The following is an 18,920-nucleotide window of genomic DNA, read 5'->3' as shown; positions in this document are numbered from 1 at the left end:
GCGTGCGTCTGATACTGATCTTTCTACTGGGATGCCTGCTATCCGCGCCGGCGCTGACCGCCCAGCTTCCCAGCGAGGCCCAGCTACGGCAGGATTTACAGCAGGCGGAAGCGAATAAGTCACAGCCGAATCAAGCCGATATCGTCAAAGAGCTGCAATCCGCGCTGCGCATGCTGGATGAGCGCAAGGGCGCTCTCGAACGGGTGGATCAGTATCAGCGTGTGATCGAAGATTTCCCCCGCCTCACACGCGGACTGCGTCAGGCGCTGGCGGCGGAAGACGCCAAATCGACGCCCGCGGTCCATAACCTTTCCGTAAACGAACTCGAACAGCAGATCGTCCAAACCAGTAGCCAACTACTGGAACAATCCCGCCAGCAGCAGTTGGAGCAGGATCGCCTGCGAGAGATCAGCGACTCGCTGGCGCAGTTGCCGCAGCAACAGNCGGAAGCCAGTCGCGCGCTCAACGACGTCGAACGCCGTATCCAAACGCAAGGCACTGCCGCCACGCCGCTGGCGCGAGCGCAGCTTGCTTCGTTGCAGGCGGAAGCCGCGCTGAGCAAAAGCCGGGTCGATGAACTGGAGCTGGCACAGCTGTCCGCCAACAATCGCCAGGAGCTTTCCCGTCTGCGAGCGGAGCTTTTCAAGAAACAGCGGGACTACCTGGACGACCAGTTGCAAACCCTGCGCAGCACGCTTAACGGCATGCGGCAGCGAGAAGCCGAAGAGGCGCTGGAACGCACCGAGCTGCTGGCGGAGCAGAGCGGCAATCTGCCTTCTGCCATCGCCAGCAAGCTGCAGGTGAACCGTGAATTGTCCGTGGCCCTGAATCAGCAGGCGCAGCGCATGGACTTAATCGCCTCCCAGCAACGGCAGGCTGCTTCACAAACGCTGCAGGTGCGTCAGGCGCTCAGCACGCTGCGCGAACAGGCCCAGTGGCTCGGATCGTCTACCGCGCTGGGCGAAACGCTGCGGGCGCAGGTCGCCCGACTGCCGGAAATGCCGAAGCCCCAACTGCTGGATGGCGATATGACCCAGCTGCGGGTGCAGCGTCTGCAGTACGAAGATACGTTTTCCAAGCTGCCGAAAAGCGAGCAGGCGCAGCAGGATGACGGTTCGCCGCTCACCGCCTCCCAGCAGAAGATCTTTAACGATCAGCTACGTACCCAGCGAGAGCTGCTGACCTCGTTGATTTCAGGCTGTGACACTCAGATTCTGGAGCTGACCAAGCTGAAGGTCGCCAGCAATCAGCTCGAAGACGCGCTGATTGAGATCCGCGAAGCCGCCCACCGCTNCTTGTTCTGGGTGGCGGATGTCGATCCGCTGACGCTCTCTTACCCGCTTCAGCTGGTACAGGACCTGTCCCGCCTCCTGTCTCTGGACACGCTGACGCAGCTCAGCAGCGCCATGGTGATGATGGTGACCAGTTGGAGTACGTTGCTGCCGTTGATTGGCGCACTCCTGCTGGTCGCGCTCAGCATCAGTTCGCGCCGCCACTATCATGCGTTCCTGGAGCGCGCCAGCGGACGCGTGGGCAAAGTCACGCTCGACCACTTCATGCTAACGCTGCGCACCGTATTCTGGTCGGTGATGGTCGCCATTCCGCTGCCAATCTTGTGGGCGGCGTTGGGCTATGGCCTGCAAAATGCGTGGCCCTATCCGGTCGCCGTCGCTATCGGCGATAGCGTCACCGCCACCGTACCGTTGATGTGGGTCGTGATGATTAGCGCCTCGTTCGCGCACCGTCAGGGCCTATTCATCGTGCATTTCGGCTGGTCGCCCAAGCGGGTAGAGCGAGCGATGCGCTACTATCGGCTCTCCATCGGACTGATCGTGCCCCTGATCATGGCGCTGATAACCTTTGATAACCTCAACGATCGTCAATTTTCCAGCACGCTGGGACGCCTCTGCTTCATTCTGCTGTGCCTGGCGCTCAGTCTGGTCACCACCAGTCTGAAACGCGCTGGCATACCGCTGTATCTGGATAAGGAAGGTTCAGGAGAAAATCCCGTGAACCGCGCCATGTGGAACCTGCTGCTCTGCATGCCGCTGATCGCGGTATTGGCTTCCTGCTTCGGCTATCTGGCCACATCGCAGGCGCTGCTGGCGCGCTTGGAAAAGTCGGTGGCTATCTGGTTCTTCCTGTTGGTGATTTACCACATCATTCGCCGCTGGATGCTGATTCAACGCCGACGCATCGCATTTGACCGAGCTAAGCAGCGCCGGGCCGAAATACTGGCGGTCCGTGCGCGTGGAGAAGAGGAATCGACGCCACAGAGCAATGAAGCCGGGGGTGAAGTGGTTGAAGAGCCGGTCGTCGATCTGGACGCCATTAGCGCGAAATCCCTGCAGCTGGTGCGCTCAGTGCTGACGCTGATCGCGCTGGTATCCGTGCTGGCGCTGTGGTCGGAAATCCACTCGGCATTCTCCTTCCTCGAGAACATCAGCCTGTGGGATGCCACCAGCACGATAAACGGAACGGAGACGGTCCAGCCGATTACGCTGGGCGCCGTGCTGATCGCCATACTGATCTTCTTTATTACGACTCAGTTGATGCGCAACCTGCCCGCGCTATTAGAGCTGGTGTTATTGCAGCACGTCGAGCTGTCGCCCGGCTCCGGCTACGCCATTACCACGGTCAGCAAATATGTGTTGCTGTTGATCGGCGGGATGTTCGGCTTCTCCATGCTCGGCATCGAGTGGTCCAAGTTTCAGTGGCTGGTCGCCGCGCTGGGGGTTGGGCTTGGCTTCGGGTTGCAGGAAATTTTCGCCAACTTTATCTCCGGTCTGATTATCCTGTTCGAGAAACCGATACGCATTGGCGATACGGTGACAATTCGCGATCTGACCGGGAGCATTATGCGCATCAACACCCGCGCCACCACCATCTCGGACTGGGACCGCAAAGAGATCATCGTCCCCAACAAGGCCTTTATCACCGAGCAATTCATCAACTGGTCGCTGTCCGATGCGGTGACACGCGTTGTACTGACCATTCCAGCCCCGGCGGACGCCAATACGGAAGAGGTCACCGAAATGCTGCTGGATGCCGTCAAACACTGCTCGCTGGTGTTGGACAACCCGCCGCCCGAGGTTTTCCTCGTTGATTTACGTCAGGGGATTCAGCTGTTCGAACTGCGTATTTATGCCGCCGAGATGGGGCACCGGATGCCGCTGCGCCACGAGATTCATCAGTTGATTCTGGACGGCTACCGTAAGCACAATCTGGTGATGCCGTTCCCGCCATTCCAGGTCCAGATGAGCTCCGTACAGATCGACGGCCGCAATGCCGGTTCCGCCACGCGCACGCCGGGCGGTCTCTAATCGTCTGACCGCGCCTGGTTCCCGGCGCTGAACGACACCCATAAAAAAATCCGGTGAGGCGATGCCCGCACCGGATTTTTTTCGCCCATGCCGCGGGCCGTTCGTCAGGAGCGATCCACGGTGAAAGCCATCACCTCGCTGATAGACTCGGCTTTCAATGCCAGCATGATCAGGCGGTCGACGCCGAGCGCGACGCCCGCGCAATCCGGGATCCCCGCAGTCAGCGCATCCAACAGATTTTCATCGATGGGTTGAACCGGGAGGCCGCGCGCGGCGCGTTTGCGGTTGTCCTGTTCAAAACGCTGACGTTGCTCGGCGCTGTCGGTCAGCTCGCGGAAGCCATTCGCCAGTTCAATGCCTTTGAAGTAGACCTCAAACCGCTCAGCGACCCGGTGATCTTCCGTGCTGATTTCAGCCAGAGACGCCTGTGTGGCCGGAAAATGGTAGACGAAGGCCGGTTTGTCACGGCCGATATTAACCTCGACCCCCACCGCGAACAGCAGTTGCAGCAGCGTATCGCGATCCTCTTCCTGATGAGCGACGTCACCCACGCCCAGCGTCTCGGCGACTTCACGCAGTTGAGCCTTGTCGGCGGAGAGCGGATCGACGTCCAAATGGCGCTGGAAGGCCTGCTGGTAGGTGAGCATCTCAGCGCTTTCGCACTCCAGTACCTGTTGCAGCAGATCGTCCACCTCATTCATCAGGCGGTACATATCGTAGTGAGGGCGATACCACTCAAGCATCGTGAATTCAGGATTATGATGACGGCCGGATTCTTCATTACGGAAGCTGCGCCCCAGCTGATAGATAGGACCGCTGCCCGCCGCCAGCAGGCGTTTCATGTGATATTCCGGGCTGGTCATCAGGTAAAGCTTCAAGCCGTCTGCCGCGCCGGGCCCTACATATTGGGTATCAAAGGGAACCAGATGAACGTCTGTGACCGTTGCCTGACTCATGGCGGGGGTTTCCACCTCTAGCNCGCCGCGATCGGAGAAGAAGCGCCGAATTTCGTTCATGATCTCCGCCCGCTTCAACAGATTGGCAATTGGGGCGCTGGGTTGCCAACTTGCCGTTTCGCTCATGGTGGTCTACTCCAAAGTCAAAGAGGGGGTGAAGTCTACCCGCATCAGTCCGACCAAACAAATCATATCCAGTTGAAGATGTTTCAATCGGCAGTGATATGTATTTATTAAAGCAATAAAAGTGCTGTTTTTACTTTAATTGCATTTTCGATCACGTTTTACGAACTATTCCTCCCCGCTGGTTAAAAAACAGCAAAATGCTGGATCACATCAAATTTCAGCTACCTTTAAATAGCTATAATCATTTCCACACAAAAAAGAGTGATTTAACGGTTATCCTCGGCCGTCAGACTTTTTTTCTGCCCCTCCCAACTCACTAAAAACTGGGCAGAAATAAATCCAATATTCGCATTACGCATTAATTTCTTATTTTATCTTATTTAACTTATGTAACTGGAGGAATGCAGTGCAGACCTTTAATGCCGACTTGGCCATTATCGGGGCCGGGGGCGCTGGCTTACGCGCAGCAATTGCTGCAGCCGAAGCTAATCCCCAACTGAAGATTGCGCTGATCTCAAAAGTCTACCCAATGCGGAGCCACACCGTGGCCGCAGAAGGAGGATCGGCTGCGGTCACTCAGGATCACGATAGCTTTGACTTCCATTTCCAGGATACTGTCGCCGGCGGCGACTGGCTCTGCGAACAGGACGTCGTCGACCAGTTTGTTCACGAGTGCCCACGTGAAATGATCCAGATGGAGCAGTGGGGTTGCCCGTGGAGTCGTAAACCAGATGGTTCGATCAACGTACGCCGTTTCGGCGGTATGAAGATTGAACGAACTTGGTTCGCGGCGGACAAAACCGGTTTTCACATGCTGCACACCTTGTTCCAGACCTCGCTGAAATACCCGCAAATTCAGCGTTTCGACGAACACTTCGTGCTGGATATTCTCGTCGATGAAGGCCATGCGCGCGGCGTCATCGCCATCAACATGATGGAAGGCGAACTGGTGCAGATCCGCGCCAACGCCGTCATTATGGCGACTGGCGGCGCCGGACGGGTGTACCGTTATAACACCAACGGCGGCATCGTCACCGGCGACGGCATGGGTATGGCGTTCCGCCACGGCGTGCCGCTGCGCGATATGGAGTTCGTGCAGTATCACCCAACCGGCCTGCCCGGCTCCGGCATCCTGATGACCGAGGGCTGCCGCGGCGAAGGCGGCATCATGGTCAACAAAGACGGCTACCGCTATCTGCAGGATTACGGCATGGGGCCCGAAACGCCGCTGGGTCAACCGAAAAACAAATACATGGAGCTGGGTCCGCGCGATAAGGTTTCTCAGGCGTTCTGGCATGAGTGGCGCGCCGGGCGCACCATCTCTACCCCGCTGGGCGATGTGGTCTACCTCGACCTCCGTCACTTAGGTGAGAAGAAGCTGAAAGAGCGCCTGCCTTTCATCTGCGAACTCGCCAAAGCCTACGTCGGCGTCGATCCCGTCAAAGAACCTATCCCGATTCGCCCTACCGCGCATTACACCATGGGCGGCATCGAAACCGATCAGCAGTGTGAAACGCGTATCAAAGGCCTGTTTGCCGCCGGTGAATGTTCCTCCGTCGGCCTGCACGGCGCCAACCGTCTGGGCTCCAACTCCCTCGCAGAGCTGGTGGTCTTCGGCCGTTTGGCGGGTGAACACGCAGTACGACGTTCTCAGGAAGCGACGCCCGCCAATACCAGCGCGCTGGATGCGCAGGCACGCGACGTGGAGAAGAAGCTGCATGATCTAATGAATCAGGAAGGCACGGAAAGCTGGTCGAAAATTCGTGATGAGATGGGAATGACGATGGAAGAAGGCTGCGGTATCTATCGCACCACCGACCTGATGCAAAAAACCGTCGATAAGCTGGCCGAACTGAAAGAACGTTTCAAACGCGTCAAAATCAGCGACCACTCCAGCGTGTTTAACACCGACCTGCTCTACACCATCGAACTCGGCCATGGGCTGGATGTGGCGGAATGTATGGCGCACTCCGCGATCAATCGTAAAGAGTCCCGCGGCGCCCACCAGCGTCTAGACGAAGGCTGCACCGAACGCGATGACGTAAATTACCTGAAGCATACGCTGGCGTTCCATAGCCAGGACGGTGCTCCGCGTCTTGAATATAGCGATGTGAAGATCACCAAACTGCCGCCAGCGAAACGCGTTTACGGCGGTGAAGCCGATGCTCAGGAGAAAAGTAAGAAGGAGCAAGCGAATGGCTGAGATGCAAACCCTGAAAATGGAAGTCATGCGCTACAACCCCGAGCAAGACAGTGCGCCGCACTTCGAAACGTATGAAGTGCCGTACAACAAGCAGACCTCCTTGCTTGATGCGCTGGGTTATATCAAAGACAACCTGGCGCCGGATCTGTCTTACCGCTGGTCCTGTCGTATGGCGATCTGCGGCTCCTGCGGCATGATGGTCAACAACGTGCCGAAGCTGGCCTGTAAGATCTTCCTGCGCGACTATACCGACGGCCTGAAGGTGGAAGCGCTAGGTAACTTTCCTATCGAGCGCGATTTGGTGGTGGATATGACTCACTTCATTGAGAGTCTGGAAGCCATCAAGCCGTATATTCTCGGCAATGATCGCAAACCGGAAGACGGCGCCAACAATCAGACACCGGCGCAGATGGCGAAATACCATCAGTTCTCCGGCTGCATCAACTGCGGGTTATGCTACGCCGCCTGCCCTCAGTTTGGTCTGAACCCGGAGTTCATCGGCCCCGCCGCCATTACGCTGGCGCACCGCTACAATCTCGACAACCGCGATCACGGTAAGAAAGCGCGTATGCCGCAGTTGAACAGCGATAACGGCGTATGGTCCTGTACTTTTGTCGGTTACTGCTCCGAAGTGTGTCCGAAGCACGTCGATCCCGCCGCTGCCATCCAGCAAGGCAAGGTCGAAAGCGCCAAAGATTTCATGATCGCTATGCTGAAACCACAATAAGAGAGGGAGGCAAACAATGACAACCAAACGTAAAGCGTATGTCCGTGGCATGACGCCGACCTGGTGGCAGAAGCTGGGATATTACCGCTTCTATATGTTGCGCGAAGGAACCGCGGTTCCTGCTGTGTGGTTCAGTATCGTGCTGCTATACGGCGTTTTCGCACTGAAACACGGCGTAGAAGGCTGGGCGGGCTTCGTCAGCTTCCTGCAAAACCCCGTGGTGCTGTTCATCAACATCATCGCGCTGCTGGCGGCGGCTCTCCAGACCAAAACCTGGTTCGATCTGGCGCCAAAAGCCACCATTATCGTGATCAAAGATGAAAAGATGGGTCCGGAGCCGATCGTTAAAGCGCTGTGGATCGTGACCGTAATAGTCACGCTGGCGATACTGGCTATCGCCTTGCTGTACTGATCAGGAGGAATAACGTGATTAATCAAACGCCAAAACGTTCCGATGAACCGCCTTTCTGGGGGCTGTTCGGCGCCGGTGGCATGTGGAGCGCCATTTTCGGGCCGGTCATCGTCCTGCTGGTCGGTATTCTGCTGCCAATGGGTCTGTTCCCGGACGCACTGTCCTACGACCGCATTTCGGCATTTAGCCATAGCCTTATTGGCCGGGTGTTCCTGCTGCTGATGATCGTGCTGCCCCTTTGGTGCGGCTTGCACCGCATCCATCACGCCATGCACGACCTCAAAATTCACGTGCCAGCAGGGAAATGGGTCTTTTACGGACTTGCCGCCATTCTGACGGTCGTCACCGTTATCGGGCTCGTCACGCTCTAAAACCCCGTACCCAAAGCAACGGCCTGCCTGTGCAGGCCGTTTTTCATTGCCAGTCCGCCAAACGCTTCCTACCCTTAACGTCATCACTCTCAAACCATGGTTTATCCATGGAGGACAAAACCCGATGAAAAGATGGAAAACGCTGGTGGCGGCAATGACGTCATTGCTCTCCTCCGCCTGCAGTACGACGCCGCCGGAGAACGTCGATGTCGTAAAAAACTTCGATATTCACCGCTATCTCGGCACCTGGTACGAAATTGCCCGTCTCGACCACCGCTTCGAACGCGGGTTAGATCGCGTGACGGCGACGTATCACCCGCGTGAGGACGGCGGCATTACCGTGACCAATCGCGGCTTTAATTCGCAGCAGCAGCGTTGGAAAGAAAGTACGGGGAAAGGATATTTGACTGGCGATCCCGAGACAGCATCGCTGAAGGTCTCATTTTTCGGGCCATTTTACGGTAGCTATAATGTGATAGCGCTGGACGAGGCTTATCGCTACGCCATGATTTGCGGGCCTAACCGCAACTATCTGTGGATCTTATCTCGCACGCCCACGCTGGACGACGCGGTGAAACAAGCGCTGCTGACAACCGCCAGACGCTATGGTTTTGACACGGAACAACTTATTTGGGTTAATCAATCAGATGAGGATGTTGCGGGGGCGAAGCATTGACGGGACTCGGTGCCGGGATCCAGCGGTATGAATCATACCGCTGCAGAAACGCAGCGGTATAATGCGGAGAGATTATTTTACGCGGGACACATATTCGCCGGAGCGAGTATCCACTTTAATCACTTCGCCGATCTGAACGAACAGCGGAACTTTGACCACGGCGCCCGTCGTCAGCGTCGCAGGTTTACCGCCGGTACCCGCCGTATCGCCTTTCAGGCCCGGATCGGTATCGGTGATTTCCAGCTCAACAAAGTTCGGCGGCGTAACGGCGATCGGAGCACCGTCCCACAGGGTCAGTACGCACTCTGCCTGTTCAACCAGCCATTTGGCGTTGTCGCCAACCGCTTTTGCGTCGGCAGCCAGCTGTTCGAACGTTTCATTGTTCATGAAATGCCAGAACTCGCCGTCGTTGTACAGGTAAGTCAGGTTCATATCCATGACGTCCGCCGCTTCAACGGAATCACCGGATTTGAAGGTTTTTTCCAGCACTTTGCCGGAAATCAACTTACGGATTCTTACACGGTTAAACGCCTGGCCTTTGCCCGGCTTAACAAATTCATTTTCAATGATCGCACACGGCTCACCGTCCTGCATGATTTTAAGACCGGAACGGAATTCATTGGTACTATAAGACGCCATGTTGGTCCTCTTATTACTGGTAACTTAGCCAAAAAATGGCACACATTATAACCCGAAATACGCTGTCTGGAGAAGATTGGTTACAGCAACTCGCCGACGTTATTACCGATCCGGATGAATTACTCCACATTCTCGCACTCAAAGAGCACCCTCAGCTGACAAAAGGACGTGATGCCCGCAGACTTTTCCCCCTGCGCGTACCCCGCGCATTCGCCGCGCGGATGCAGCCAGGCGATCCTCTCGATCCGCTGCTGTTGCAGGTGATCACTGCGCCGCAGGAATTTATCGAGACACCCGGATTCAGTCACGATCCGCTGGAAGAGCAGGACAGCGTCGTTCCCGGCCTGCTGCACAAATACCGTAACCGTGCGCTGCTGCTGGTTAAAGGCGGCTGCGCCGTCAACTGCCGCTACTGCTTCCGTCGCCACTTCCCCTACCAGGATAATCAGGGTAATAAATCTAACTGGCGGCAGGCAATGGACTACATCCGCCAACATCCTGAACTGGATGAGATCATTTTTTCCGGCGGCGATCCGCTGATGGCAAAAGATCACGAACTAGACTGGCTGATCGCCGAATTGGAAAGCATTCCCCACCTTCGGCGCCTGCGCATCCATAGCCGACTACCGGTGGTGATCCCCGCAAGGATCACAGACGCGCTATGCCAGCGCTTTCAGCAATCCAGACTGCGTGTCGTGCTCGTCACGCATATTAATCACGCGAATGAAATCGACACTGACGTAGCACAAAGTATGGCGAGATTGCGCTTGGCGGGGGTCACGCTGCTGAATCAGAGCGTCATGCTACGCGGCGTGAACGATAATGCGACGACGCTCGCTACGCTCAGCAACGCACTGTTTGACGCGGGGATTTTGCCTTATTACCTGCATGTCTTGGATAAAGTGCAGGGAGCTGCGCATTTTCTGGTGCCGGATGATGAGGCGAGAAACATCGTTAAAACGCTGATGACGCTGGTGTCAGGTTATCTGGTACCCCGCTTGGCGCGAGAGATCGGCGGAGAAGCCAGCAAGACGCCGCTGGACCTTGGCATGCGGCAAAATCAGGACGACGTCGCCGGATAAAACAGTCGCTGGATAAAGCAAAGGCCGACGAAAACGTTCGTCGGCCCCTTTTGTTACATCGTGGTCGTTAACGACACTTATAAACCTCACCCTGCATCTTGCTATCCAACGGAGCGAAACTGGACAGGAACGTCTCACTCGGCGACGTCGCGCCGAAAATAACATTCCCTCCCATCTCAGCAGCCTTATTACGTAGGTCGTTAGCCGCGCCCCGCATCGAACTGCCTTCATCGCCGTTGCCCGACAACCAGTTGGATTGAGTGCCGGTCACAACGCCAAGCCGCTGACATTCCGCGCCTGGCAAGCTATCCGTAAAACGCACCGCCTGCCCTGCGGGGGTAAGCGAATGAGTCGAGCTACATCCGGCCACCAGCAAAGCGCCGGCTGCTGCCATAAGAATACGAATCCGCATGTTCCCTCCGAGATGATTAAAATCGCGGTCTGACGGTCATTGTTTCGATAGCAGGTACCACGATGTCACGATAACGGGCCTATCGGCTCTCTTTCCCACACTCTGGTTGAGCCTAGAGAGACCACCCCGCCTGTCTGTCGCTTTCTGCTCGCCCGGCAAAGCTACGGGCCGCGCGAGCAGCATGGCTCATGCCCGGCTAATTATGCCTGACGCCATTTTTTGAAGTTGTTGATCAGGCCGTTGGTGGAGCTGTCGTGACTGCTCACCGCAGAATCATCCAGCAGTTCCGGCAGGATGCGGTTGGCCAACTGTTTACCCAACTCAACGCCCCACTGATCGAACGTGAAGATATTCAGGATCGCGCCTTGCGTGAAGATCTTGTGTTCGTACAGCGCAATCAGCGCGCCCAGGCTATACGGCGTGATTTCACGCAGCAGGATGGAGTTGGTCGGGCGGTTGCCTTCAAACACTTTAAACGGCGCAACGTGTTCCACATCCTGCGGTTTTTGACCGGCGGCGGCGAACTCTGCGTCGACCGTTTCACGGGATTTCCCGAACGCCAGCGCTTCCGTTTGCGCAAAGAAGTTGGACAGCAGTTTGCTGTGATGGTCGCTCAGCGGGTTGTGGCTGACGGCAGGCGCGATGAAATCACAAGGAACCAGCTTGGTTCCCTGATGGATCAGCTGATAAAACGCGTGCTGGCCGTTGGTGCCAGGTTCACCCCAGATGATCGGACCCGTCTGGTAATCGACCGGCGCGCCGTTACGATCAACATACTTACCATTGGACTCCATGTTGCCCTGCTGGAAGTAGGCGGCAAAACGGTGCATGTACTGGTCGTACGGCAGAATCGCTTCGGTTTCCGCGCCGAAGAAATTGTTGTACCAGATGCCGATCAGCGCCAGTAATACCGGCAGGTTCTGCTCGACAGGCGTGGATGCGAAATGCTTATCCATCGCGTGAGCGCCGCTTAGCAGCTGTTCGAAGTTGTCGTAGCCGATAGACAATACAATAGACAGACCGATAGCGGACCACAGAGAGTAACGACCGCCGACCCAGTCCCAGAATTCAAACATGTTATCGGTATCAATCCCGAACTCGCCCACGGCCTTGCCATTGGTGGACAGCGCGGCAAAGTGCTTGGCGACAAATTTCTCGTCACCCGCCGCTTTCAAGAACCAGTCACGTGCGCTGTGGGCGTTGGTCATCGTTTCCTGAGTGGTGAACGTTTTAGACGCGACGAGGAACAGCGTGGTTTCCGGGTTCAGCGTTTTCAGCGTTTCAGCAATGTGAGTACCGTCAACGTTGGAGACGAAGTGCATGTTGAGATGATTTTTGTAAGGCTTGAGCGCTTCCGTCACCATGAACGGGCCCAGGTCGGAACCGCCGATGCCGATGTTCACCACATCAGTGATGGTTTTACCGGTATACCCTTTCCAGTCGCCGCCAATAACGCGTTCGCTGAACTGCTTCATTTTCTGCAGAACGGCATTCACTTCCGGCATCACATCTTTGCCGTCGACCACGATCGGGGTATTGCTGCGGTTACGCAAGGCAACATGCAGAACAGCGCGGTCTTCAGTACGGTTAATCTTTTCACCGGAGAACATGGACGAAATTGCGCCAGCCAAATCGGTCTCGCGCGCCAGTGCCTGCAATTTTTCCAGCGTCTCATCCGTGATACGGTTTTTTGAGTAGTCCACCAGCATCAGGTCGTCAAAGGTCGCGGAAAACCGCTTGAAGCGGGCATCATCCTGGGCAAACAGATCGCTGATTTGAACGTCCTTCATCACGGCAAAATGCTGCTGCAGAGCTTGCCAGGCGGCCGTCTGCGTTGGATTGATATTTTTCATAACGGTACTCTTTGTCTAAGAATGAATGGTCAGTAATCAAGAGATTGTATCCCTTAACGCCCCGCTTGAGATCCCTTTTCTTGCGAAATGCCCCGCAGGGAACCCGGCGAATCATTGACAGCCGCCGCGTAACCCGTTATTTGTAATGGCCTACTTACGAGCCCATTGGGTTCGCAAGCCAGAAGAGGTGCGTCGCCCAGGTAAGGTGTCGGAGGAGCCGTTTTCCGAAGAAGATACCCGAGGGGGAGCGTCGCCGAGATGAGATCAACGACGGCATTGATTTCATCGACCACAGGGGCTGAATCCCCTGGGTTGTCACCAGCTCATTCTGCACGCAGGATGTTCAGCAAGGTGGAGCGCTTCTGGGTGTATCGTAGCTTCTCTCTACGTCTGCTCCCTGCTTATCGCTCTTTCCTTGTGCACAGGCTTAACGATGGACGGCGCCACGCTTCAGCGATGCCGTCTCCTGACACGAGGTTTTAGAAATGTCTGCTCAACAACAAAACGCGTTGATTATTGCCAAATTCGGCGGCACCAGCGTCGCTGATTTTGACGCGATGAACCATAGCGCCGACGTGGTGCTTTCCAATCCTCAGGTACGCGTCGTTGTGCTGTCGGCTTCTGCCGGCGTCACCAATCTACTCGTCGCACTGGCGGAGGGCGTAACGTTAGAAGAACGCGACCTGCATCTGAATAAAATCCGCCAGATTCAATATGCCATTGTCGATCGTCTGACGCAGCCGGACGTCATCCGTGAAGAGATCAACCGGATGCTGGATAACATCTCCCGGCTATCGGAAGCGGCGGCGTTAGCCNCCTCTACCGCACTGACCGACGAACTGGTCAGCCACGGCGAGCTGATGTCCACGCTGCTGTTCGTCGAGATCCTACGGGAACGCAGCGTCGAGGCCGAATGGTTCGACGTACGTAAAATCATGCGTACCAACGACCGCTTCGGCCGCGCCGAGCCTGACTGCGAAGCGCTGGGAGCGTTGACCCGTGAGCAGTTGCTGCCTCGTCTTGCCGATAGCCTCGTCATTACGCAAGGCTTTATTGGCAGCGAGTCCAAAGGGCGTACGACCACATTGGGACGCGGCGGCAGTGACTATACGGCCGCGCTGCTGGGCGAAGCCCTCAACGTCAGCCGGATTGATATTTGGACGGACGTTCCCGGTATTTACACTACCGACCCGCGCGTGGTGCCCGCGGCCAAACGCATCGATCAGATTACGTTCGAGGAAGCCGCGGAAATGGCGACCTTCGGCGCCAAGGTGCTGCATCCCGCCACGCTGTTACCGGCCGTACGCAGTGATATCCCGGTCTTCGTTGGTTCCAGTAAGGATCCCGCCGCAGGGGGAACGCTGGTCTGCAACAGAACAGAACATCCCCCGCTGTTTCGCGCGCTGGCTCTGCGTCGCAAGCAAACCCTACTGACGCTGCACAGTCTAAACATGTTGCATGCGCGGGGGTTTCTGGCGGAAGTTTTCAGCATATTGGCGCGTCATAATATTTCCGTGGACCTGATTACCACGTCCGAAGTGAACGTTGCACTCACGCTTGATACGACCGGATCGACATCGACCGGCGACAGCCTGCTGTCCAGCGCCATGCTGACGGAGCTGTCTTCACTGTGTCGCGTTGAAGTGGAAGAGAACATGTCGTTGGTCGCCCTGATCGGCAATAAACTGTCACAGGCTTGCGGTGTGGGCAAAGAGGTATTCGGCGTATTGGAACCCTTTAATATTCGCCTAATTTGTTATGGCGCCAGCAGCCACAATTTGTGCTTCTTGGTACCTTCCAGCGCCGCCGAACAGGTCGTTCAAACGCTGCACCACAATCTGTTCGAATAACACTTTCCTCTCTCCTGATGGCCGGCCGCTTAATACCGGTCATCGTCTATTTCCTTTCATTGCCGTTTCGTCAATGAAGGCTCTAAAATAAATACTTTAAAAACTCCTTACGTCAATAAGACGCATATTTTCACTTTCCCAGTTATTCATTAGCGTTATTCTTAGTTCACTCCCTAACCGATATTAGGGCTACATACGCGCAATATCTTCAGACCTTTGTAAGGAAAACGGATGAAGACCAAAACGTCTTATGGCCTGAATTGGCTTCCCTTAGTAGTCATTGTCATTATTGCAACTTTCTTCTGGCAACTTACTCCTCCCACCGGCCTGACTCCCGCAGCCTGGCACTCTGCCGTGATTTTCGTCGCAACCATTGTCTGTATCGTGGCAAACGTATTACCGATAGGGGCTATCGGTATCATCAGCATCACGCTGTTTGCCTTGACCTATGCGGCGGGCGACAAAACGCCTAGCGCCTCCATCCAGACGGCGCTGAGCGATCTCAACAGTTCGTTGATTTGGCTGATCGTCGTTGCCTTCATGATTGCCAGAGGATTCATCAAAACCGGCCTGGGGCGGCGTATTGCACTCCAGATGATCCGTCTTCTAGGCAAACGCACATTGGGCCTGGCTTACGGGCTGGCTTTTGCCGATCTGGTTCTGTCCCCGGCGATGCCGAGCAACACGGCTCGTTGCGGCGGCGTTATCTATCCTATCGCGGACTCGCTGGCACGCAGCTTCGACTCCAAACCGGATGACGCTTCTCGTAGTAAAATCGGTACGTTCCTGGTCACCTGTATCGGTAACGTCAACGACATCACCGCAGCGATGTTTATGACGGCTTACACCGGCAACCTGTTAGCGATAAAACTGGCGGCCAACGCCGGCGTCACGATCACCTGGGGCAGTTGGTTTGTCGCAGCGGTGGTGCCATGCCTGATCTCCCTGCTGGTAATCCCGCTATGTGTATATTGGCTGGTTAAACCGGAAATTCGTCATACGCCTGACGCTCCTAAACTCGCCGTAGCCGAACTGAAAAAGATGGGTAGCATGAGCCGCGGGGAGTGGCTGATGGCTGCCACCGTGCTGATTCTGTTAGTGCTGTGGATTTTCGGCGACAAACTGGGCGTTGATGCGACAACCGCCTCCTTCGTCGGTCTTTCTTTCTTACTGCTGACCGGCGTTTTAAGCTGGGATGATATTAAAAGCGAGAAAGGAGCCTGGGATACGTTGATCTGGTTTGCGGCGCTGTTGATGATGGCGAACCAGCTCAAGAATCTGGGCTTCACCACTTGGTTCGGCGATCTCATCGGTAACAGCATCGGCCATATGATGCAGGGAACCAGCTGGGTATTGGTGCTACTGCTACTCAATGCCGCCTACTTCTATACTCATTACTTCTTCGCCAGCGGAAATGCGCAAATTGCCGCCCTTTATGCCGTGTTCCTGGGCGTGGGCATCAACCTGAATATTCCTGCAGTACCGATGGCGCTGATGCTGGCGTTCACCAGCAGCCTGTACTGTTCTCTCACCCAGTATACGCATGCCCGTGGTCCCATCCTGTTCGGCGCAGGCTATGTGCCAACCGGCGTCTGGTGGCGAACGGGGTTCATTATCAGTCTGATCAATCAGGCCATTTTCATGTCTGCCGGCTTGTTATGGTGGAAGGTGATAGGTCTGTATTAATCACGCACGATATTTAATTCCGTCGGGGGCCTAGCGCCCCTTTTTTATTGCAAAGCAGCTTGTGTTGACCTCATTATTCCCCGACAGGCCCAGAATCTTCTTCGGCAAGACTTAGCAACTCATCATCAGCCCAGAACCGTGTTATCCACCTGCCCTGCAGCAGGGTGTTCCCTTTCCCAGTTTAAATCTACAGGCAGATAAAACCGCGTCATTCTTATTCATCTAAACCCGTTAAGCGCAATTTTCATGCGAGCTGGCATTCTCCACGCACAATATTTTGGGGAATAAATACTGCGATAAAACATGATAAAAAGAAGGGGGATTACGTGAGAAAAATAATGAGAATATAAAGGCACCCGCAGGTGCCTGAATAAAGAATATCAATCCAACGTAGGATTCATATTACGTAAATCAAACGGCGTGATCTGATAGACGTAATAGTTCAGCCAGTTTGAAAACAAGAGATGCCCGTGACTGCGCCAGCTTGCTTTAGGCGCTTTTTCGGGGTTGTTATCCGGGAAGTAGTTCACAGGAACAACGGTGTCTAACCCTGCTTCAATGTCGCGGAAATATTCACTTCCCAGCGTCAGCGCATCATATTCTGGATGACCAGTAACGAACGCAAGACGCTTATCTTTACTCGCGAACAGATAAGCACCAACTTCGTCTGAACCCGCCAGAATATCGAGATCGGTGTGTTCGCGTATGACCTCAATGGGAAAATCGGCATAGCGTGAGTGGGGCGCCAGGAACGTTTCATCGAAACCACGCGTCATCAGCGCGTGTGGCTGAAAGGTATGGTGCTCATAAACACCGGACAGCTTAACGTCACGCGTCAGTTTGGGAATGCCATAAAGGACGTTCAATGCTGCTTGCACGGCCCAGCACACAAATAATGTTGAGGTCACATGCTCTTTAGCCCAACTGACCACCTGTGAAATTTGCGGCCAATAAACCACGTCACAGAAGTCGACCAATCCCAATGGGGCTCCCGTAACAATCAGGCCATCAAAGTTTTCATCTTTGATATCTTCGAAATTGCAGTAGAAGTTATTGAGATGCTCGGTCGGCGTGTTTTTGGACTCACGACTATCAATTCGTAACAGTTGAATATCGATCTGCAGGGGTGAATTCGATAGCAACCGCAGAAACTGATTTTCAGTCTCGATCTTTTTTGGCATGAGGTTAAGTACCAATACCTTAAGCGGACGAATTTCCTGAGTTTTCGCACGAGACGATGTCATCACAAACACGTTTTCATTGCGCAAAAAATTCACTGCGGGCAATTCATCGGGGACTCGGATTGGCATAACCTTATAACCTCACTGCATACGTTTATACGTTTAGACTTCCAGACAGCCAAAGATAGCCATTTTCCAAGTTGATGTCGATAGCGAACAGGTGCAGTTGAAAATCTTTCATTCAAAACGATATGTACTTATGCTTTTTACGAATAAGCAGGTGCCTATCCCCCCCATTGTGCAGATAATGTAGCCGGCTAAACACGGTTTAGTACGAAACCACGAGCTAAAATCTTTATAGAAATCTGTGATATAGAGGCTGTTATCTCGCTAGGCAAAGTTAGAGTGACGATGATATTTTGCTATACGCTATCAACTATCCTTCAACCACGCTGGCTTGATGCCCGGCAGTCTTGGCTGTAATGAGTTCGATCCCTACTTCATCGTGTCATTCGGATAAGCAGGTGATGTCATTCCGGATCGGCTGCACCCGGTGAGGGAAAGTCGGGAACCTGGGCCCCATAACAATCGCGTTATATTGCGAGTTCCCTATAAAACAGCTGACGCCACCCCACCTCAATCCCTGGATAACCGGGAGTTAAGTTAGGTGCCCAAGAGTAGACCAGACCGGGTGCGACGTAGCGGCGGCTAAGTTTGGTTATCCCTCATGACCGACCTCAATCTTGTTTGCGCCCCGCTCTCTGACGGGGTCTGTGCGCGGCGCTTCATGCCCTGCGAGGGAAGAGGTTCATTTAGCGCAGGTCAGGGCGATACCGAATAGTAGAGGTAGGAGAGCACGGTCAGTGAAAGAGGATAGGCAGGACGATGAACACACATCGCGACGGCTGTTTTGAGGGGGCGGCACATGCCCACGTGACCGACCAGTGGCCTCTAACGAGGCGGGCGGGCGTGACGGCGTGGCGTCGGGCCGCGGGTGCGCGCGCTTTTTTCGCCCCAATGCAAAAACCCCCAGCTTTCGCTGAGGGTTTCTACGGGTTTGATGCCTGGCAGTTCCCTACTCTCACATGGGGAGACCCCACACTACCATCGGCGCTACGGCGTTTCACTGCTGAGTTCGGCATGGGGTCAGGTGGGACCACCGCGCTATCGCCGCCAGGNAAATTCTGTTTCATTCCAGCCGTTACACACTCTCTCCGTGCAACCACCAGAACCAATCTTTGAACAAGCTGAATCGTCTCTCTAAAAACACCTTCGGTGTTGTAAGGTTAAGCCTCTCGGGTCATTAGTACTGGTTAGCTCAACGTATCGCTACGCTTACACACCCAGCCTATCTACGTCGTCGTCTTCAACGGCCCTTCAGGGGACTCGAAGTCCCAGGGAAGACTCATCTCGGGGCAAGTTT

The 18,920-nt window shown here is 55.0% G+C and carries 14 protein-coding genes, 2 rRNA genes and 1 riboswitch; of the genes, 9 read left to right on the top strand and 7 right to left on the bottom strand.

Annotation, left to right across the window (positions count from 1 at the left end; genetic code table 11):
• Nucleotides 1-2 precede the first annotated feature (2 nt).
• Entirely contained in the window at nucleotides 3-3,323 is a 3,321-nt protein-coding gene (gene mscM, locus SB13_RS15035) for a miniconductance mechanosensitive channel MscM (RefSeq protein WP_026741138.1), read from the top strand.
• A gap of 104 nt (nucleotides 3,324-3,427) precedes the next feature.
• Here the strand turns inward: mscM and epmA are convergent, their stop codons facing one another.
• Nucleotides 3,428-4,405: an elongation factor P--(R)-beta-lysine ligase gene (gene epmA, locus SB13_RS15030; protein WP_026741137.1), complete on the bottom strand. Its 978-nt coding sequence runs from the start codon at nucleotides 4,403-4,405 to the stop codon at nucleotides 3,428-3,430.
• A gap of 406 nt (nucleotides 4,406-4,811) precedes the next feature.
• On the opposite strand from epmA, the gene frdA reads away from it, so the two are divergent.
• The 5 genes from frdA to blc all read left to right on the top strand — a co-directional run bounded on the left by frdA (nucleotide 4,812) and on the right by blc (nucleotide 8,794).
• On the top strand, nucleotides 4,812-6,608 hold the full coding sequence (frdA, locus tag SB13_RS15025) for a fumarate reductase (quinol) flavoprotein subunit (RefSeq protein ID WP_026741136.1): 1,797 nt from the start codon (nucleotides 4,812-4,814) through the stop codon (nucleotides 6,606-6,608).
• Nucleotides 6,601-7,335 (top strand): succinate dehydrogenase/fumarate reductase iron-sulfur subunit, encoded by a 735-nt coding sequence (locus SB13_RS15020; protein WP_026741135.1) that lies wholly within the window; start codon nucleotides 6,601-6,603, stop codon nucleotides 7,333-7,335. Before frdA ends, SB13_RS15020 begins: the two co-directional genes overlap by 8 nt.
• A gap of 16 nt (nucleotides 7,336-7,351) precedes the next feature.
• Nucleotides 7,352-7,747 carry a fumarate reductase subunit FrdC gene (gene frdC / locus SB13_RS15015; RefSeq protein ID WP_026741134.1) on the top strand — a complete coding sequence of 132 codons (396 nt, stop codon included), beginning with the start codon at nucleotides 7,352-7,354 and terminating at the stop codon, nucleotides 7,745-7,747.
• 14 nt (nucleotides 7,748-7,761) lie between these two features.
• On the top strand, nucleotides 7,762-8,118 hold the full coding sequence (gene frdD / locus SB13_RS15010) for a fumarate reductase subunit FrdD (protein WP_026741133.1): 357 nt from the start codon (nucleotides 7,762-7,764) through the stop codon (nucleotides 8,116-8,118).
• Between the two features lie 124 nt (nucleotides 8,119-8,242).
• Complete coding sequence (blc, locus tag SB13_RS15005) at nucleotides 8,243-8,794, top strand: outer membrane lipoprotein Blc (protein WP_026741132.1); 552 nt, start codon at nucleotides 8,243-8,245, stop codon at nucleotides 8,792-8,794.
• A gap of 72 nt (nucleotides 8,795-8,866) precedes the next feature.
• On the opposite strand, the gene efp is transcribed toward blc, so the two are convergent.
• Nucleotides 8,867-9,433 (bottom strand): elongation factor P, encoded by a 567-nt coding sequence (efp, locus tag SB13_RS15000; RefSeq protein ID WP_026741131.1) that lies wholly within the window; start codon nucleotides 9,431-9,433, stop codon nucleotides 8,867-8,869.
• Nucleotides 9,434-9,468: 35 nt separating this feature from the next.
• On the opposite strand from efp, the gene epmB reads away from it, so the two are divergent.
• On the top strand, nucleotides 9,469-10,515 hold the full coding sequence (gene epmB / locus SB13_RS14995; RefSeq protein WP_026741130.1) for an EF-P beta-lysylation protein EpmB: 1,047 nt from the start codon (nucleotides 9,469-9,471) through the stop codon (nucleotides 10,513-10,515).
• Between the two features lie 67 nt (nucleotides 10,516-10,582).
• On the opposite strand, the gene SB13_RS14990 is transcribed toward epmB, so the two are convergent.
• Complete coding sequence (locus tag SB13_RS14990) at nucleotides 10,583-10,927, bottom strand: DUF4156 domain-containing protein (RefSeq protein WP_026741129.1); 345 nt, start codon at nucleotides 10,925-10,927, stop codon at nucleotides 10,583-10,585.
• A 200-nt stretch (nucleotides 10,928-11,127) separates the two neighbouring features.
• Nucleotides 11,128-12,780: a glucose-6-phosphate isomerase gene (gene pgi / locus SB13_RS14985; protein ID WP_026741128.1), complete on the bottom strand. Its 1,653-nt coding sequence runs from the start codon at nucleotides 12,778-12,780 to the stop codon at nucleotides 11,128-11,130.
• A gap of 174 nt (nucleotides 12,781-12,954) precedes the next feature.
• Nucleotides 12,955-13,150, top strand: a riboswitch (Lysine riboswitch).
• Nucleotides 13,151-13,265: 115 nt separating this feature from the next.
• On the opposite strand from pgi, the gene lysC reads away from it, so the two are divergent.
• Together lysC and SB13_RS14975 are read left to right on the top strand one after the other, a co-directional pair.
• On the top strand, nucleotides 13,266-14,630 hold the full coding sequence (gene lysC / locus SB13_RS14980) for a lysine-sensitive aspartokinase 3 (RefSeq protein ID WP_026741127.1): 1,365 nt from the start codon (nucleotides 13,266-13,268) through the stop codon (nucleotides 14,628-14,630).
• Nucleotides 14,631-14,861: 231 nt separating this feature from the next.
• The gene (locus SB13_RS14975) at nucleotides 14,862-16,316 is read left to right on the top strand and encodes a DASS family sodium-coupled anion symporter (protein WP_026741126.1); all 1,455 of its coding nucleotides are present in this window, start codon (nucleotides 14,862-14,864) and stop codon (nucleotides 16,314-16,316) included.
• 380 nt (nucleotides 16,317-16,696) lie between these two features.
• On the opposite strand, the gene metA is transcribed toward SB13_RS14975, so the two are convergent.
• The 3 genes from metA to SB13_RS14960 form a co-directional block, all read right to left on the bottom strand.
• Nucleotides 16,697-17,626: a homoserine O-acetyltransferase MetA gene (metA, locus tag SB13_RS14970; RefSeq protein ID WP_026741125.1), complete on the bottom strand. Its 930-nt coding sequence runs from the start codon at nucleotides 17,624-17,626 to the stop codon at nucleotides 16,697-16,699.
• 933 nt (nucleotides 17,627-18,559) lie between these two features.
• Nucleotides 18,560-18,675, bottom strand: a 5S ribosomal RNA gene (gene rrf / locus SB13_RS14965).
• A 104-nt stretch (nucleotides 18,676-18,779) separates the two neighbouring features.
• Nucleotides 18,780-18,920 (bottom strand): 23S ribosomal RNA (locus SB13_RS14960); the annotation flags it as partial.

Source organism: Lonsdalea quercina subsp. quercina, from assembly GCF_000688695.1.
GTDB classification, from domain to species: Bacteria; Pseudomonadota; Gammaproteobacteria; order Enterobacterales; family Enterobacteriaceae; genus Lonsdalea; species Lonsdalea quercina_D.
Note: the sequence above shows the minus strand (reverse complement) of the source record. Positions and strands in the feature narration are given on the sequence as shown.

What these genes read in the sequence shown, in the direction of transcription:
- SB13_RS15020 (WP_026741135.1), top strand. Translation starts at nt 6,601, where the DNA reads ATGGCTGAGATGCAAACCCTGAAAATGGAAGTCATGCGCTACAACCCC.
- frdC (WP_026741134.1), top strand. Translation starts at nt 7,352, where the DNA reads ATGACAACCAAACGTAAAGCGTATGTCCGTGGCATGACGCCGACCTGG.
- blc (WP_026741132.1), top strand. Translation starts at nt 8,243, where the DNA reads ATGAAAAGATGGAAAACGCTGGTGGCGGCAATGACGTCATTGCTCTCC.
- efp (WP_026741131.1), bottom strand. Translation starts at nt 9,433, where the DNA reads ATGGCGTCTTATAGTACCAATGAATTCCGTTCCGGTCTTAAAATCATG.
- epmB (WP_026741130.1), top strand. Translation starts at nt 9,469, where the DNA reads ATGGCACACATTATAACCCGAAATACGCTGTCTGGAGAAGATTGGTTA.
- SB13_RS14990 (WP_026741129.1), bottom strand. Translation starts at nt 10,927, where the DNA reads ATGCGGATTCGTATTCTTATGGCAGCAGCCGGCGCTTTGCTGGTGGCC.
- pgi (WP_026741128.1), bottom strand. Translation starts at nt 12,780, where the DNA reads ATGAAAAATATCAATCCAACGCAGACGGCCGCCTGGCAAGCTCTGCAG.
- SB13_RS14975 (WP_026741126.1), top strand. Translation starts at nt 14,862, where the DNA reads ATGAAGACCAAAACGTCTTATGGCCTGAATTGGCTTCCCTTAGTAGTC.
- metA (WP_026741125.1), bottom strand. Translation starts at nt 17,626, where the DNA reads ATGCCAATCCGAGTCCCCGATGAATTGCCCGCAGTGAATTTTTTGCGC.